The sequence below is a fragment of the Nitrospirales bacterium genome (assembly GCA_031315865.1).
In the GTDB taxonomy this organism is placed as follows: domain Bacteria; phylum Nitrospirota; class Nitrospiria; order Nitrospirales; family UBA8639; genus JAGQKC01.
The window spans coordinates 2731433-2748208 of sequence record JALDRJ010000002.1 but is presented as its reverse complement, the minus strand read 5'-3'; the positions used below and the strand labels follow the sequence as shown (position 1 = coordinate 2748208).

14 protein-coding genes are annotated in these 16776 nt (G+C 50.9%); 1 reads left to right on the top strand and 13 read right to left on the bottom strand.

Features of this window, described 5'->3' with window-relative positions:
- Nucleotide 1: 1 nt before the first annotated feature.
- The 8 genes from fliF to MRJ96_12510 form a co-directional block, all read right to left on the bottom strand.
- On the bottom strand, nt 2-1636 hold the full coding sequence (fliF, locus tag MRJ96_12545) for a flagellar M-ring protein FliF (protein ID MDR4502272.1): 1635 nt from the start codon (nt 1634-1636) through the stop codon (nt 2-4).
- A gap of 104 nt (nt 1637-1740) precedes the next feature.
- A complete protein-coding gene (fliE, locus tag MRJ96_12540) occupies nt 1741-2046 on the bottom strand; it encodes a flagellar hook-basal body complex protein FliE (protein ID MDR4502271.1) in 306 nt (101 codons plus the stop codon).
- A 30-nt stretch (nt 2047-2076) separates the two neighbouring features.
- Nucleotides 2077-2520: a flagellar basal body rod protein FlgC gene (gene flgC, locus MRJ96_12535; GenBank protein ID MDR4502270.1), complete on the bottom strand. Its 444-nt coding sequence runs from the start codon at nt 2518-2520 to the stop codon at nt 2077-2079.
- Between the two features lie 75 nt (nt 2521-2595).
- The gene (gene flgB, locus MRJ96_12530; GenBank protein MDR4502269.1) at nt 2596-3006 is read right to left on the bottom strand and encodes a flagellar basal body rod protein FlgB; all 411 of its coding nucleotides are present in this window, start codon (nt 3004-3006) and stop codon (nt 2596-2598) included.
- A gap of 234 nt (nt 3007-3240) precedes the next feature.
- Nucleotides 3241-4632: a sigma-54 dependent transcriptional regulator gene (locus MRJ96_12525; protein MDR4502268.1), complete on the bottom strand. Its 1392-nt coding sequence runs from the start codon at nt 4630-4632 to the stop codon at nt 3241-3243.
- Nucleotides 4629-5801 (bottom strand): ATP-binding protein, encoded by a 1173-nt coding sequence (locus MRJ96_12520; GenBank protein ID MDR4502267.1) that lies wholly within the window; start codon nt 5799-5801, stop codon nt 4629-4631. The genes MRJ96_12525 and MRJ96_12520 overlap by 4 nt, the downstream gene beginning before the upstream one ends.
- A 26-nt stretch (nt 5802-5827) precedes the next feature.
- Entirely contained in the window at nt 5828-7873 is a 2046-nt protein-coding gene (locus MRJ96_12515; GenBank protein ID MDR4502266.1) for a tetratricopeptide repeat protein, read from the bottom strand.
- A gap of 249 nt (nt 7874-8122) precedes the next feature.
- Nucleotides 8123-9586, bottom strand: a complete 1464-nt coding sequence (locus tag MRJ96_12510) for a sigma-54 dependent transcriptional regulator (GenBank protein ID MDR4502265.1) — start codon at nt 9584-9586, stop codon at nt 8123-8125.
- A gap of 363 nt (nt 9587-9949) precedes the next feature.
- Between MRJ96_12510 and MRJ96_12505 the strand changes: the two genes are divergently transcribed.
- Nucleotides 9950-10162, top strand: a complete 213-nt coding sequence (locus MRJ96_12505) for a hypothetical protein (protein MDR4502264.1) — start codon at nt 9950-9952, stop codon at nt 10160-10162.
- Nucleotides 10163-10281: 119 nt separating this feature from the next.
- On the opposite strand, the gene MRJ96_12500 is transcribed toward MRJ96_12505, so the two are convergent.
- From MRJ96_12500 to moaA, 5 genes are all read right to left on the bottom strand, one after another.
- Nucleotides 10282-10929 (bottom strand): hypothetical protein, encoded by a 648-nt coding sequence (locus MRJ96_12500; protein MDR4502263.1) that lies wholly within the window; start codon nt 10927-10929, stop codon nt 10282-10284.
- 40 nt (nt 10930-10969) lie between these two features.
- Nucleotides 10970-13183: an LPS assembly protein LptD gene (gene lptD, locus MRJ96_12495; protein ID MDR4502262.1), complete on the bottom strand. Its 2214-nt coding sequence runs from the start codon at nt 13181-13183 to the stop codon at nt 10970-10972.
- A gap of 11 nt (nt 13184-13194) precedes the next feature.
- The gene (locus MRJ96_12490; protein MDR4502261.1) at nt 13195-14490 is read right to left on the bottom strand and encodes a bifunctional folylpolyglutamate synthase/dihydrofolate synthase; all 1296 of its coding nucleotides are present in this window, start codon (nt 14488-14490) and stop codon (nt 13195-13197) included.
- A gap of 117 nt (nt 14491-14607) precedes the next feature.
- Nucleotides 14608-15447: an acetyl-CoA carboxylase, carboxyltransferase subunit beta gene (gene accD, locus MRJ96_12485; GenBank protein ID MDR4502260.1), complete on the bottom strand. Its 840-nt coding sequence runs from the start codon at nt 15445-15447 to the stop codon at nt 14608-14610.
- Between the two features lie 230 nt (nt 15448-15677).
- Entirely contained in the window at nt 15678-16736 is a 1059-nt protein-coding gene (gene moaA / locus MRJ96_12480) for a GTP 3',8-cyclase MoaA (protein MDR4502259.1), read from the bottom strand.
- Nucleotides 16737-16776 lie beyond the last annotated feature (40 nt).

Below are 16776 nucleotides of genomic sequence, written 5' to 3'. Positions count from 1 at the left end.
CCTAAACCTTCTCCATCTTTTCTTCCTGTTCGCCTTTGATCCACGTACGAATCACCTGCGCGGCAGTGGTCGGATTATCGGCAGCTAGCTTAATCGCGCTCTCTTCTGGAGATTCAGAAATTTCCGCCTCGTAGTCCGCCACCGTAACCGGTAGTCCATCTTGAGGGATTTGTACGGGTTCCGGGGGAGGCGTGATAAGGCTCGTCACCATGGGACGCACGACGAAAAGCAGTACGAGCAGCCCGAGCAGTAAAAAGACCGCAGGCTTGATCACGCCCCCCCACGTCGCAAGAAATGAGTGAACAACGGTCGAAATATGTTCGTCGCCTTCTTTGACCGAAGTGGCTTCAAACGGAGTATTGACCACTTCGATCTCATCCCCTCGAGCCTCGGAAAAACCGACGGCCTTTTTCACGATGTCGACCAATTTCCCCATTTCTTCTTCCGAACGTGGAACGTATTTCAAGTCGGCATTATCTCCGGATGTCGCAGTCTCAGCTCCTTCTCCCGCGGTATAGGTCCCATCAACCAGCACGGCTACGGATAATCGTTTGATCGAACCCGTCGCTTCCACGACTTTGCTCACTTTTCGATTCAACTCATAATTTAACGTCTCATTTTTTCTTTTCGCCTCTTTCGGCCGTCCATTGTCGACCGTGACGTCTCCATCATTGGGAACATTACTGCGAACGCCAGGGATACCGGACTCAACAGGACCATTCTCCTCGACGACTTTTTCTTGACTACGATTTTCACTACGCACGACTTGACTCTCAGGATCGTAGGTCTCCTCCGTGACTTCCACCTGACGAAAATCGAGTTCCGTCGTCACGCGCACGACGGATTTATTTCGCCCTAAGACTTGATCCAGCATGGTTTGCACTCGTCGCTCTAAATCCTGCTCGACATCCCGCTGCATCTCCACTTGCGACGTCGTCAACGGGGAATCTTTTTGGGCCGTGCTGCTGCTCAACACTTGTCCATGATTATCCACGATCGTGACGTCTGCGGGATCGAGACCTTCCACACTGCTCGACACCAAATGCATCACGCCCTGTACCTGCCCTTGCGTCAGGGCTGCTCCTCGTTTGAGCGTGAGAACCACAGCCGCCTGTGCGGGCTGTTGATCCGAGGTGAACAAACGGCGCTCCGGCAACACCAGATGTACCCGTGTCCGCTCGACTTCACGTATCTGCGAAATCGTGCGCGCTAATTCTCCCTGCAGCGCACGGCGATAGTTCATCTTCTGCACGAATTGCGTGACGCCTAATCCGGTTCGATCAAAAATTTCAAATCCGACTCCTCCGGCCTCAGGCAAACCATCGGATGCCATTTGCAGACGCAGCTCATGCACTTTTTCAGCAGGAACCTCTATCTTTTCCCCGCTCTCTGAAACTCGGTAGGGAATACCTTGACGATCGAGCTTTGACACGATGGCCTGGACATCCTCCCGTTCCAACTTGGAGAATAACACGCCCATTTCCGGGTCTTTTCCCATAAGAGCCAGAACGGGAATCACTGCAATCCCCAAGGCCAATACCACCACTAATCCAATGCGTTGAGGCATCGTCAACGACTGGAAATTGTGAAGGATCGTCTCAGGTAGTGATTGTGGGCGTTTCGTCGCTTCAGCCATAAATCGAGCAATTTACGAGTGAGTTAGAAAACACGTCGAGCCTGCTATCATCACCGATTCTCGACTCATCACGTTGACTCCTCATGCATGACTCCTTCTCAGAATTAGACTTGCATGCGAAGAACTTCTTGGTAGGCTTCCAGAAGCTTATTGCGCATCTGCATCATCAGCCGGAATGACAGCCCTGCTTTTTCTCCTGCGATAATCGCCTCGTGAATACTGATATCTTCACCCTTGGCAACCGCAGTCTCGAGTCTGTCCGATTCATGCTGAAGATGATTGACCGCTTCCACGGCATTCTTCAGCAATTCACCAAAACGTGGTCCATGCGTCGACGATGAACCTCGCAACGCATCTTTGGCGACGGATTCGAGGATGGGATCAAAGCCACGAATAGAAAAATCTTCCATTTCTCTCTATCCTTTGATAGCCATGCCGTTCTACTGCCCCATCTGTAACGCTCGCATGGTCATCGATTTACCAGTCTCCAAGACGGCCAGATTGGCTTCGTAAGCGCGGGAAGCGGACAACATGTTCGTCATTTCTTCGATCACGTTCACGTTCGGCAGATGGAGGTAGCCTTTACTGTCGGCGTCTGGGTGATGGGGGTCATACACTTCGCGAGGAGGACGTTGATCGAATACAAGCTTTTCAATCTTGACCCCATGCGGTTCCGCCGGTCGGCCAAAAGCCTGCGAGAACACCGTCGCAAAGGGAGAAGATGGGACATTCGCCCGAAAGACGACATCTCGCCGTACGTAAGGCCCCCCATTCGGAGCGCGAGTAGATTCCGCATTGGCCAGATTCCCGGCGATGATATTGAGCCGTTGCCGTTGAGAATTCAATGCTGATCCAACCACGTGAAAAAGTCGATTGACATTCATGAACTGCTCCTTTTTATTCCCGTGAAGCCTCGATACGCGTGACAGGGCTCATCATTCCGTTCATATTTCCCCCGATCATCCCCGTCCTTCAGCGATGGCCGTTCGCCACCCATCAAAACGCCCCTTTAAAAATTGACTTACCGCCATGTACATCATGGTATTTTCGGCCATGTTCGTCATTTCTTGCTCGAGATTCACGGTATTTCCATCCAAGCCGCCACCAGAGTGCACGATGTTGACGTGGTGAAAAATGTGAGTCTGAGGATTGAACAGCGACAGATGTCGAGCGTTGCTTTGACTCATATCCAACGGGGTTTCTCCCCGTTGCAGCGCAGCAAGGGTCTCCCTGAACGGCAGTATTCGTTGTTTATAGCCAGGCGTTTCTTCATTGGCGAGATTCGAGGCTATGGTTTCGTGAACGGCACTTCGGACATCGAGCGCTCGTTCGTACAGTACAGTTCCACTATCCCAGATGGAGCTCACCATCGCTGTTTTCCTTCCTTTCTATTCAACGTACCATTCGTCTAGACTGAGCAACCCTCATACCAACCTGCCAAACCCAACAGCAGAAAGGAAAATTCTTCCGTAACGGCAGTCGTCCCGGGATTTCCCCGTCTCTTTGAGCTCGCATCATCATTTTTGGTGCTGAAGGGCAATGCGGTATGGAGTCATAATGTTCCTATCGGCAATGTTTACCTATTCATCGCTGCCCTTCTTCCCTCAATCATTGTAGAGTTCAAGATTCTCTCCGCCATTGAGCTGCCGATACTCTCGCAGCTTGTTACGTAGTGTTCGAATGCTAATACCCAATGTCCTGGCGGCGTGCGTACGATTCCCGCCGTGCCGATCGAGCACCCGGAAGATCAGGTCCCGCTCCATTTCCCAGATTGACCCCGTTGGTTGATTGGAGGCGATCGGGATTGCCGTGACTGGCTCTTCACAGGTGACATGTTGAATGCGCAAGGAACCGGCATCGGACAACAAGACCGCTCGTTCGATGACGTTTTCCAATTCTCGGACATTGCCTCGCCATCGACGGGTCTTGAGGTAGCTCATGACTTCTTCCGAAATATGCACTTTGGGACGACCGTTTCGTTCACAAGACTGCCGCACAAAATGTTCAACCAACACCTCAATATCTTCTGGCCGTTCACGAAGAGGAGGAATCGTAACCGGCATCACACTCAGCCGGTAGTACACATCTTCTCTGAATCGTCCAGCCTGCACTTCCTGTAAGAGATTCCGATTCGTCGTGGCGATTACTCGAACATCGACATGGATGGGACTTCGAGATCCCAAACGATCAACTTCACGCTCTTGCAAGACACGCAATAACTTGGCTTGAAGGCCCAATGTCATCTCTCCAATCTCATCCAACAGGAGGGTACCTTGATGCGCAAGTTCGAATTTCCCACATCGTCGAGCCAACGCGCCTGTAAAGGCCCCCTTCTCATACCCGAATAATTCGCTTTCCAGCAGGCCTTCAGGGAGCGCTGCGCAGTTGACGGCCACAAACGGCTGGTTGGCGCGAGGACTATTTCGATGGACATAACGAGCGAGCACTTCTTTTCCTGTCCCGCTTTCTCCTTGAATCAGGATAGTGGCCTGACTAACGGCCACGGTCTCTAACGTTCGCAATGTTTCCAGGACACGTTCATTTCGTGTGAGAAACCCGACTGACGCCACGTCGTTTTTGGCAATCTGAGGGAGCTCCGATTTCTGGCCATCTTCCTCACCCTTGATCCGAGACATGATGGCCTCGAGTTTTTCAGTGGCAAATGGCTTTTGCAAGAATTCCGTTGCACCCAACTTCACCGCCTCGACGGCCGTCTCGAGTGTCCCATACGCCGACATCATCACCACTGGCACCTGGTTTCCAGACAGCCGGATATCCCGCAACATTTCCATACCGCTTTTCCCCGGCAAATTGACGTCAGCCAATATCAGGCTCGCTCCATGTCGTTGCAGCCAATCCATCCCCTCATAGCCATCTTTCGCGACGGAAACCGAATACCCATGCTCTCCCAATGTTTGAGACAACGCCTCTTGCAAATGAACATCGTCTTCCACAACTAAGATCGATTGCTTTTCGTACCACTCTGATTGAGTCATGCGAGTCTCCTCTGTCGTGGAAAATATAAGGACACCGTTGTCCCCTGCCCTTTCTGACTTTGGATGTCGACGGTTCCAGCATGTACGTCCGTCACATCGCGGACGATCGATAATCCAAGGCCAGTCCCACTCTTCATTTTTGAGTAAAACGGTTGACAAACATGCGGAAGATCTTCTGGGTCAATTCCACACCCAAAATCCTGAACCTGAATTCGTACGTAACCTTGGTCAGTCAGAGGCGGTACGACATTCGAAGGCGGAAACGTGATGCGGCTATCGACATTAATCACTCCCCCACGCGGTGACGCGGCAATCGCATTATTGACCAGATTCAAACATGCTTGAGTGAGTAATATGGGGTCGCCAAGGATGTTTTCTGCACCCGAGTCGATCGTCCGATTCAGGACAATCTGATGACTCTGAATCGGATGAGCTAATAAGAGCTCAATCTGGTCAAACAACGAGTTCACGGATATCATTTTCATCTTCGGCTTTCGAGGATTTGCCGATGTGGAAAGATTGTCGACCAATAACTCGAGTGATCGCACTGATCGTGAAAGTTGTTGGGCAATTTTATGGGCTCCCGGGTCACCGCAAACGCGTCGTTCGACGAGCGAAACCAACAGTTCAACACTCGACATGGAATTTCGAAGGTCATGAGCAATTTTTGCGACTCGTTCACCCAATGACTTCAAGCTTCGCTCTCTCGAATGTTCCTTCGTCTCGTTGAGCACACGGCCGCTGTCCGACAGAAATCGCGCGGTCCAACATGGCACGGTTCCCGGTGTTCCGAGCACTTCCTCCCAACAACTCAAGATACGATTCTCAACGGGAAGGTCGGTAAAAGGCGCAGGCGGCCATCCTAGACACTTCCACAGCGCTTCAAGAGATCTTCCCTCGTAGTCACTCACCTCCCACCCGCAGATGATTCGCGCGGCCCCATTGGCCCGTTGTACATGCCCGTCTTGATCGACCAGAATCACTCCCACCGGCACAGTTTCCATGCATTGTGTCAATTGATCTCGAATGAGGCACGTTTTTTCAAGTTTGCTTTTAAGGCCGATGGAGACTGCACGTAATTCCAAATCTAAATACCGTACTCTATCGAGCAACCGTTGATGCACATCATCAACCTGACCCATCACGGAATTTCCTGAATGTTCGTCCATCGAGAATGACCTTGCGATCTCCTGCATTAACTCGTCTCCTTGATTGGGAGGTATTCTTCGATCACGGCAGCCGCAGCGGCTCGTATCGTCGCCTCCAAGTCTTTCACTTCTTGACCTGGTTTTCTGATTTTTTCAAGCAACTTCGTAGCTTCGCCCGATTTCCCGGTCTTTTGAAAACACAGCGCCAACCGGAACGTCGCCCAAGTGTCGGCTTCAACGGGGGCTTCTGAATCGACGATTCCTCGATAGACAGGAATGGCCTCCGCGTACCTCTGTTGCTCATACAACAGATCAGCGAGCGCAAACTTCACGGCCAACGGTGCTGGGCCGTGTTCGACGAGGTATCGATAATCGTCGATGGCTTCTTTGAATTGTTTGAGCGCGACATGCGCTCTGGCCCGGGCATGACGTGCGTGTCGCTGCGCCGTCTTGTCATGACCGGAATCCACGATGCTCGAAAAATGTTGGACAGACTCCTTATACCGTTTGTCTGCCGCATCGAGATGCCCCAATATCAGCAATACGTCGTCGCGTCGCGTTCCCGTGGGGTACGCTTGCAGGTACGTTTCAGCCGCTTGACGCACATGCGCATCATCGCGAATGGCTTGAGCGAGACGCACGGATCGAAAAAGAATTTCGTCGTGTTGTTCGATGGGGGGTGCAAGTTGGAGAATCGCGTCATACCATTTGAGTGCTTGCCTAGAGAGCCCTATCTGATCGTATGCATTGGCCAAAAGCCTCATCCATTCCTGCTTTTGAGGCAGGAAACGTAAGCGCAATTGTTGTGTATCGTAAAACCGAAGCAGCTCTACCCATTTTTTCTCTTTCGACAATGCACGAAACTCACGTAAGAGCATGGCCGTCAAAATCTCTTGAGCGTGAGTCTTCCAGGGTTCGTATTGTCCCGATATCACGAGTTCCCCATACGCGGCTATAGCGCCCTCTTGATCTTCAAGCCCCTCATGTGCTTTCCCCAGCCAAAATTGTGCCTCCTCTGCTAACTCCGGCTCTGGTGAATTCACCAACGACCTGGCGGCCTCTATGACCCCGTCCCATGACACCAGCAAAAAGAGGTCGAGCGCGTCTAAGCGGTCATGCAGCGCTTTCCACTCGTCACGGGTATGCTCTGAGGAGAGATAAGACACCATCCACCGGATAATCCCGGCTTTTCCACGACGGCCTGGCTCCTCCTGTGCATAGTGCGAAGCTGATTCCTGAAAAAACCACAATGCTGCCAGTTCACGATGCTGACTGAGAAGGTACTGCCCTATGTGATTTAAGGCGTATCCTGATTCGATTGCTTGAGGATGGAGGTTATAGGTGATGAGATACCAGTCTACAGCGTCCAAGGGTTGATTCTTTTTGGCTTTCGTCAAACCATAATAAAAAGAAGAAGCCGCTGACGTGCGGATTAATCGAGGATTCTCCGCGTCGACGACTTGGTACCAGTAATACGCTTGATCCCAGGCTCCTGAAAACGCTGTGGCATCGGCAAGACCAAGTGCCCCCTGGACTTGGTAGCGAGACCACCGAGGCTCTTGCACGATGCGTCGATAAACGAGGGACGCTTCGATGTATTGTCGATCTTTCAGAAAACTATTTCCCGCGTTTAACAAGATGCCACCCACGAGAGGGTGTTCGGGATAGGTTGCAAGGAACTCCTCAAACGCCCCTTTGGCCTCTGTCGACCACCCACTTTCTTGATAGAGTTCTCCCATACGGCATAGTGCCCATGGCGCATATGGGCTTTGCGGAGTTGCTTGTCTCTGGACAGACAGACGTTTAATGACATTCAAGGCTTGCTCATCAGGAGGATCATCTTCGGCCGGCAAGGATGCCAACGCATACGCTGCGGCCTCGGCCAAAACACCCTCAGGCTGTTCCCTCAAAAATTCGCTAAAGTATTCGCGAGCATGGGCATACTCGAAATGCTGTAAAGACTCTCTCCCGTGCTCGAAAGCTTCAGGCACGTTCATCTCGTGGGGATAGTGCCATTGAAACTCCGAACACGGCGAGGCATAGCTGAGCATCGGTACCATCAAAAGTCCCAAGGCCATCAGTGTTTCCTTCACAGGATTCGATCCTCTGCACTTCTCAAATGTACGACAGTTGAGCAAAAACCAGACCGAGCTTCAGAACAAGTCAGATTTGAACGGAAAGAATTGAACTCTTTGGCATTTCAAAGAATTGACGTGAATTGTGTGGGTTTTAGAAGGAAAGAAAAACGTCAATCGGTTGACGTTATGGTCAGAAACTTGGTCTGCGTGGCAAGCGCTTCAGGAGGTAAAAAGCTAGGAAAAAATTGCCGATGACGAGGATAATCAGAAGGGCGTCACGGGGTCGGGCTCTTTACCGGCTCGGCTTGCGACAATCTCAGCGAGTGACTTTTTTTTCAGCTTTTCAATTAAGGTTGTCCGATTGATGTGGAGCAATTGGGCGGCCTTGCTCTTGACCCAATTGGTTCGTTCGAGCGCTTCGAGGATTAACCGGTTTTCAAATTCTTCGACCGTACTCGACAGGTTGATGCCACCCACTGGAATGGCCGCCGGCACCTCGGCGACCGCCATGGGATGAGGAGATCGTATTTTCTCGGGAAGGTCGGAGATGTCAATCTGCCCTTCTCGTTTTAAGATCGCCATTCGTTCGATGATGTTCCCCAGTTCGCGCACGTTTCCTGGCCATTGATACCGGCAAAGAAGCGTCATGGCTTCTTCGGACACCCCTGTTAATTTCGATGCCCGACGGTCGTTAAATTGTTGCATGAAATGTTCGATCAGTAAGGGAATGTCTTCCGTTCGATGTCGAAGGGGCGGGACCATGATCGGGACGACATTCAGTCGATAATACAGATCTTCTCGGAATTGTTTGTTGGCCACCAATTCTTCAAGGTCCTGATTGGTCGCCGCAATAACCCGGGCATCCGCTTTATACGTTCGGCTTCCCCCTACACGCTCGAATGTCTTTTCTTGCAGCACACGGAGCAACTTGACTTGCAAGGGCGGACTCAAATCGCCGATCTCATCAAGGAAAATCGTTCCGCCAGCCGCGAGTTCAAACCGTCCAACACGCGTGGCCACCGCTCCGGTAAACGCCCCTTTCTCATGGCCGAACAATTCACTTTCAAGCAAGGCTTCAGGAATAGCGCCGCAATTGACAGGAATCAAGCAGCCTTTTCTCCGGTTACTGTGAAAGTGCGTCGTTTGGGCGATCAACTCTTTCCCCGTCCCACTTTCTCCAAGGATGAGAACCGTACTGTCTGAATCAGCCACACATTCAATCAATCGAAACACTTCTTTCATCACCTCGCTTGAACTCACGAGATTACCCAACCCAAATTGGCCTTTCACGGTTCGACGCAATTCGACATTTTCATTGTGTAAGGATTTTACCCGTCGAGCGCTTTCAATCGTCGCGCTTAAGACTTCGACGGAAAACGGTTTTTGCAAAAAATCAAAGGCTCCAGCCTTAATGGCCTTCACTGCCATTTCCACGGACCCGTACCCAGTCATCACGATGGTCACCGGTTGATGTTCGAGATCAGTGATATGTTCTACGAGCTCAATCCCGCTAATTCCGGGAATCATGACATCTGTCAGAAGAATGTCGTATGGCGATTGTTGTAACAACGAGAGGGCTTCGGTTCCTGTCTCTGCCTCGACCACTTGATGGCCTTCGTCTTGCAGTTGTGCGCTAAGCGCCTCGCGAACGTCTTTTTCGTCTTCAACGAGCAAGATATGGGCAGGAGAAGAACAATGTGGGGAAGTGCGTGAGTCAGAGGAGCTCATAAACCCTCCTTTTTTCAGAACTTTTTACTGAAATACTCGAAACACTTAACGGCAAGACTTAGTGTTAACCGTGTAGCTAACATTATTCATGCAATAAAGGTCAAGTCAATTCCTGGAGATCATGGTCTCAATCCTCTCCAAACATACAATATTGTTAGTTTTCTTCTAGGCAATTCATGGGTGAAATCGTTCTCTGACACCATCGAATTTGATCGTGTAACACCTGAAATGTCATCTCTATTTCTTGAGAAAAAGCAAGGAAATGGCCTAAAGAAATTTTTCAGATTGACCGAAGAGGGGAGTAAGCATCCTAGGGAAATACCAGGAGCATTGACCGCTTCAGATTGACCAGAGGAATGAATCGTGCCTAAAAACGCTTCCATGCCGATCTTCATTCTATTCGACACGAAGACCGGATATCTCTACGGACATCTCTTCGCCACTGGGCCAGAAGATCCCTTTTTGCATGAAGTCGTGGAATGGTGGGGAACACACTGCTCTACTAGCCCGATTGGGGTCGATTATCCGGGGCTCACCCAAACCAGCCTCACTTCAAACACACTTTCTTCGAATTAACGCAGCGGAGAGTCTCCCAACGAGTTCCAAGGTGACAAACAGCCCAGCAAGGCTGCATATATACGTTCGGTCCAACACGAACATAGACTGTGTATCCATCCTTTCGTTGTCACCCGCCTCTATCGAATTTCAGCCCATAGGGCCAGCCCCGATCGAAAGATGAGTTGTTTTTCCTGGAACTGGAGTATCACGATATTATCGTTCGCCTGAATATTCGTTATCTCCTCGGAAAGTGGAAGGTCTTTTAAAAAAAACCCGCCAGTAAATGCCGAAAACCCAAACACTCGATCAGAACCCACCAAGACCGCGACATGATCTTTGACGATGATTTGCTGCATGGAATCGCGTGGACGGAGGTCCTGGACTTTCCATCTTCCAATCTCAGTCTGGAACCCGTATAGCCGTCGTTCACTCACGACCAATATCAATCTGGGCGAGACAAATGTTTCGAGCATACGTTCCGACACATCGAATTCTTGGGGACTCCATCGTTGAAGCCTCCCAGAATAGCCGAGTAACCGCAACGAAGTCTGCACAAAACCGGTGATTCCCTTCGCCTGCTTCGTAATGATCGTCTCCCCAGCCGCTAATGGAACCCGTGCAATCCCTTCCCCCTGATGAATACCTAAGATAATCCCTTGACTTTCCGTGACGGCCACTTGATCCGTCACCGGACTTTGAGACCAGGAAAGATAGGGAAGAGACAGCATGGCGCCGATCAGAATGATGACCAACCACTTGCCTCTGCCTTGAGGGTGCCGCAGCATATCGTGTTATAGCCAAATGAAGACCGCATTAAAACCGGTGTCAATTCATGGACCAGGGTACCCCTCGTTCGCCGCCAAAGATGGGCTCGAAGATTGTTTTCATTAATCCCTGTCCTTCTCCTGCCCCAGCCCACAAACCCGTTAAACTAAACAAAAAGTTAAACTGCGTCCGGTCAGGAAATTGGATATAGTACAATCCGAGTGAAAAGCATCGACAAGGATTCTGATAAAATCCCACGATATCGAGTTCGGACGTTTCATCTTTTTTTATGTCCCGATAAATCTTCGACCCCACAGACAGGCCAAAAGGCAATCGAATAGCCCCGCCAGCCGTGAGAAAGAGAATTTCATCTTCGGAGGACAAGACTTCATTAAAGGAGATGGGGTTCCAGATATCCCCACGCCGAACGCGTGGGCCAGACCTCGTATACCGTTGACCGACTTCAAGGTACCAGGATCGATTAGATAGGACTCTGGCATCTGTATTCCACTGACTAAAGTGCTTACGATGGGGATCGTAAAACGCGTCTATGGAGGCTTGAAAATCCGAAAAGACCTGGGTGAAGGCGATTGGCCGATTCAAATGCACCAAACCCCAGATATCGGAAAATCGTTTGGCCGGAGACGGCGGAGTCCCGACGTGGTAGCTCTGAGCAATAAAGAAATCTACCCAGGTACTGGATCCCTGTGAGAGATTTTGTTCGCTGAGCCGGGTTTTCAATGAATAGGTGACGAGACTTTTTTTCTGCAAATCATCGACCGCATCGATCTGCACCAGCTTTGACTGATCGGTGGGCGGAACAAACTCATAGATCACGCTCGGCTCGATAGAGTGACGTATTCGCGTCTCCGGTCCAAACTTGAAACGCCGAGACAGATAGGTACTAGCTTCCAGAGCCGCCCAAAACGTCTCACGGCTTTGAACCTGCTTGGAGGTCGTTCCTCGCGTATAGGAGACATCACGAAATTTCATTTGAGGCTTGAGGCCCACCACGTGACCAAGATGAAGTCCCGTGAGTTCAAGACCGGGCATAAGGTCTAAACGGCTGACCTGATAGCCCTTTTGGCGGAAAAAATGAACGAATGTTGAGTCCATGCTGATGGCCAGCGGACTCCCAAACAGGGAGTAACTGGGGAGTCGGACTCCAAGCTCGGGAACACGTTGAAACGTCGTCGTCCCTCCAGCGGACAACGGCTGAAGGTATTGACCGAGTAAGTATGCGCTTCCATAGGGTAATCGTTGATTGATATTGATGAGAGATTCCTGACTGGGAAGGGCTCGCAGAGCTCCCGTATTGCTCAAATCCTGCAAAAAAGAACGATCGGTCGAGTAGTTGACCCGTAATTTCAGCGATAGATCGGGGTTCACTTCTTGAATATGAGCACCGTTAATATCAGCCCGCCCCCGATTTTGCTCCGTATCGTACAAGGTGCTCAGGATCCAGTTTCCTTTCGACTGACGGTCGATGATGTACCGGTACTCAAAATCACTGCCGCCTCCGCGCTTACTCAGGATGAGAGGGCTCACCGTGAAGTCTTGGCTTGGCGTGATCGCCCAGAAAAATCCCTGTCGATACCGGAAACCAAAGACGTTGTCGACTCCGACGGTAGGAATTAACAGACCGGTTTTTCGCTTGCTGCCGAGCGGGTAGCGAAAGGGCGGAAGCGGCAGGATCGGCACGTCATTGATGTTAAACCACACCCCCTCCCCATAAATGCTATCATCCCAGTCAAAGTTCATCTCGCGAAAGGTAAAACGCCAGGCTGGCACCTCGCCATCTTTGGCGTCACAGTTGGTAAATGACCCTTCAGTCCCGCGGTAATGCGTTTCCGAGTATCGTCTGAGACGCTGTCCGGTCACGAAGGAATTTTGTTCACGCATGAAGACCTCACCGTCCGTCACGATTCCCTTCTCTGTGTTCAGGTTCAGGTCTAATGCCTCGGACCACACATCCGTCTGTCGATCACGAAGATGCACATGGCCGCGTGCCTTCACATCTCCAGACAGCTTATGCAGAGTCACATGATCAGCGGTTAACTGCACGGTCCCTTGCACGATCTCAACTGATCCATCCGCCACGTACACCTCGGTAACCTGATCATAATCAAGACTGTCAGCCGTCAACTCCACAGGGGAAGATGTCGATTCAGCGTTCGAGGATTTTTCAGGAAGCGGTTCCTGAGCAAACACCTCAGGAAGCGTCACAAGGCCGATCATCACGCACATGAGAATTGGCCAAAACACAACGGACATCCGACTCATCATCACTCGCAAGCCCGGATCGATGTGGATTCTGTCGTGCGTACGAGAAGATGACGCACCTCACCTACCAAGAACAGCGAACCCGTTACACAAATCACATCTGTTGGCTTCGCTATTTGTCTGGCCAATTGCAAGGCCTCTGTTGGATTGAATGACGTCAAAACCTCAAACAATCCATGAGGCACACTTTCTTTCAACTCATCGACGGTGGCGGCACGCGAAACAGACATGGTGGTCAAAATGAGGCAGCTCACGTAGGGCGCGATAGTGTTCATGAACTGCGCATGATGTTTATCCCGCATCATTCCGAGAACGGTAATAAGTCTGCCCCCCTGCATCTCAACCATAGGCGCTAGGGCCTCGACAAGAGCCTGCGCCGCAGCAACATTATGGGCTCCATCAATCAACAGGCGTGGCTGGTCTTCAAGAACCTCAAGCCTTCCCTCCCACACGACCTCGGGAAGCGTCGAACGCACCGTTGCCTCTCGCAGTTCAAATCCTTGCAGCGTAAGCTGTTCCAGCAACGCCAACGCGCATCCAACGTTTTTTCGTTGGTGTGTTCCCAGCAGCGAGCAGGAGAGATGCGGAAATCGTTGCCGCACCCCATCATACCTAAAGAATCCTGGCTCGGCTCCATCAATCCGGAACTCACGCCCCAGCGCAAAGTAGGGAGCCTGTCTTTCCGCCGCGATACGTTGTATGACCACCTCGGCGTCTGGCGGCAACTCACCCACGATTACCGGAGTATTAGGCTTGATGATCCCGGCTTTCTCGAATGCGATCTCGGAAATGTGCTGTCCGAGGTAAGACTCATGATCATGGGCGATTGAGGTAATGGCGACTGCCCGAGGAGAGAGAACATTCGTCGCGTCGAATCGTCCCCCCATTCCCACTTCGACAACCGCGATATCGATCTCACGGTCGGAAAAATATTGGAATGCCATCGCCGTGGTGAATTCAAAAAACGTCAAAGGGACAGGAGACGTCGCCTGCACTTGTCGCGCAAGGTTCACGACTTGCATTTCTGAAATACGTTGCCCATCAACACGAATTCGTTCACGAAAATCGACTAAATGAGGTGACGTGTATAATCCTACTCGATACCCGGAAGCCTGGAGTATCGCCGCCGCGATTGCGGACGTTGATCCTTTTCCATTTGTCCCGCCGATGTGCAAGGAAGGGTAGCGAAGATGAGGGTTGTGCAGGACTTCGAGCGCGACCGAGATTGACTGAAGCCCTAGCCGAATTCCATGTCGATACAGACCATAAAGAAACTGAATCGTATCTTTATAATCCATACCAGACAAGACAACCGTTGACGAAGGAGAAGACGAGTATGGTAGTCGGAAATATTGGCGGCGGGTTAAATCGTGACAGGATGCATCGTGAAAGCCAGACCATCACAAGGAGACCCCTTACATCATCAAGTGTTCGAGGATCGTCTGAAGTTCGGCTTTCAGGATTTTTCTTGACACGATACGGTCAATCATCCCGTGTTCCAGCAGAAATTCTGCGCGTTGAAAACCTTCCGGCAGTCGCTGCTTGATCGTTTGCTCGATGACACGAGGTCCGGCGAATCCTATCAACGCCTTGGGTTCGGCCAAAATGACATCGCCTAACATCGCGACGCTGGCCGTCACGCCACCGAAGGTCGGGTCAGTCAGCAAGACAAGAAAGGGAAGACGAGCTTCATCGAGGCGAGCCAGCGATGATGCGGTCTTGGCCATTTGCATCAGGGATAAGGCGCCTTCTTGCATCCGGGCTCCTCCGGACGTCGTGACCAACACAAAGGGTATCCGGGATTCAAGGGAACGATCAATGGCTCGACAAATTTTTTCTCCCACCACCGACCCCATACTTCCCCCCATGAACCGAAAATTAAACACGCCCAGCCCGACACGTCGTCCTCCAACGGCACATTCACCGACGACAATGGCTTCATTTCGACCGGTCTTCTGTCGTGCCGTCTCCAGGCGTTCCGTATAGGAGACGGTATCAGTAAATTCGAGAGGATCGTCGGGAACCAACTCTGCGTCCCATTCTCTGAACGACTCAGGGTCAGCGATAAGCGCGATACGTTCCTCGACGGTTAAGGGAAAGTGGTAATTGCATTTAGGACAGACCTTTTCATTGCGTTCGACTTCTTTGGCGTAAATAATGGCTCGACACGAGTTGCATTTCAACCACATGCCCTCGACAACTTTTGACGACTTTTCGCGGTCATCCGAGGATTTTTGTCGTTTAAACCATCCCATTGCTTAGCCCTCGATTACACCAAGGAAAATCGTCACCAGGCACGTCAGAAACATTGAATAGTTCAGGATTCGCTTCATCACGTTAACGACTGGACGCAAGAAGGTTCATCTCCCCAGAAAGCTTCACCATATCATAGCCCTCAAGAGGCAGCAACACGGATTTGATGAATGGAAAATCGAGCAGAAGAAGAAAAATACAGGGGAGAACAGAACCAACAAACAATCGTCACTCAACCACCACGAGCATGCATTTCTAAATGTGGATCTTGACGGAGTCGTTCAATCTCTACAAACCGTCCTCGCGAGTTATCACGCTCAAGGGCTTTACGTTGTTCAGCTCCACGATCGTTCCTGGCTTGCCAAGTGGAACGCAGAAGGTTCAGCAACTCATCTTCACTCGAGTTGGATCGTACAAACCGCCGAAGATCGACTCCGATTTTCGCATAGAGACATAAATACCACATGCCGTCAGCCGTGAGACGGCTTCGATCACACGTGGAACAGAAGGGAAGCGTCGTGGAAGCAATAATACCAAACGTCGTGCCATCAAGAAGTCGGTATCGATTGGCCGGAGCCCAAGAGTCTTCGATAATGGGCTCGATCAAACCATAATGGCCTGTCAGGGTCCGTATGATTTCCGCGCTAGAGATCACCTTATCAGCCGACCAATCATTCGCTCCTCCAACATCCATGTATTCGATGAATCGCACCTCACCGCCGACACGTTTTCCATATTCGATTAAATCGACCAGTTCATCATCGTTAAATCCTCGCATCGCAACGGTATCAAGTTTAAGGTCTTGAAAGCCTGTCTTCCCGACCGACTCGATCCCTTCGAGAACTTGGGCAAAAGTGGATCGTTTCGTTAAGGCCTTAAATCGCTCGCTCTTGAGCGTATCAAGACTCACCGTTACTCTATTCAGCCCAGCCTCATATAAGGACGGCGCCTGTTCCGAGAGCAGGATGCCGTTGGTCGTGAGCGCGATATCCTTAATCTGCGTATTCTGCTTCAGTAAACGAATCAACGCGGGAAGATTTTTTCTGAGTAACGGTTCTCCTCCGGTAATCCTGACCTTATCAACTCCTAGAGCAGTAAAGATTCGCGTAAGTCGTGCGATTTCCTCGAAGGTCAACAGGGTTTCGCGTGGCAACCAGACATAATCCTCTTCCGGCATGCAATATTGACAACGGAGATTACACCGGTCGGTGACTGATACACGTAACGCCCGCAACGGACGATTCATGGTATCCAATAGACCCGCCACCGTTTCTTCCAAAGGCCCCTTCACGTCATTCTCGCTCGCGAAACTTATAGGTTAACCACACAGA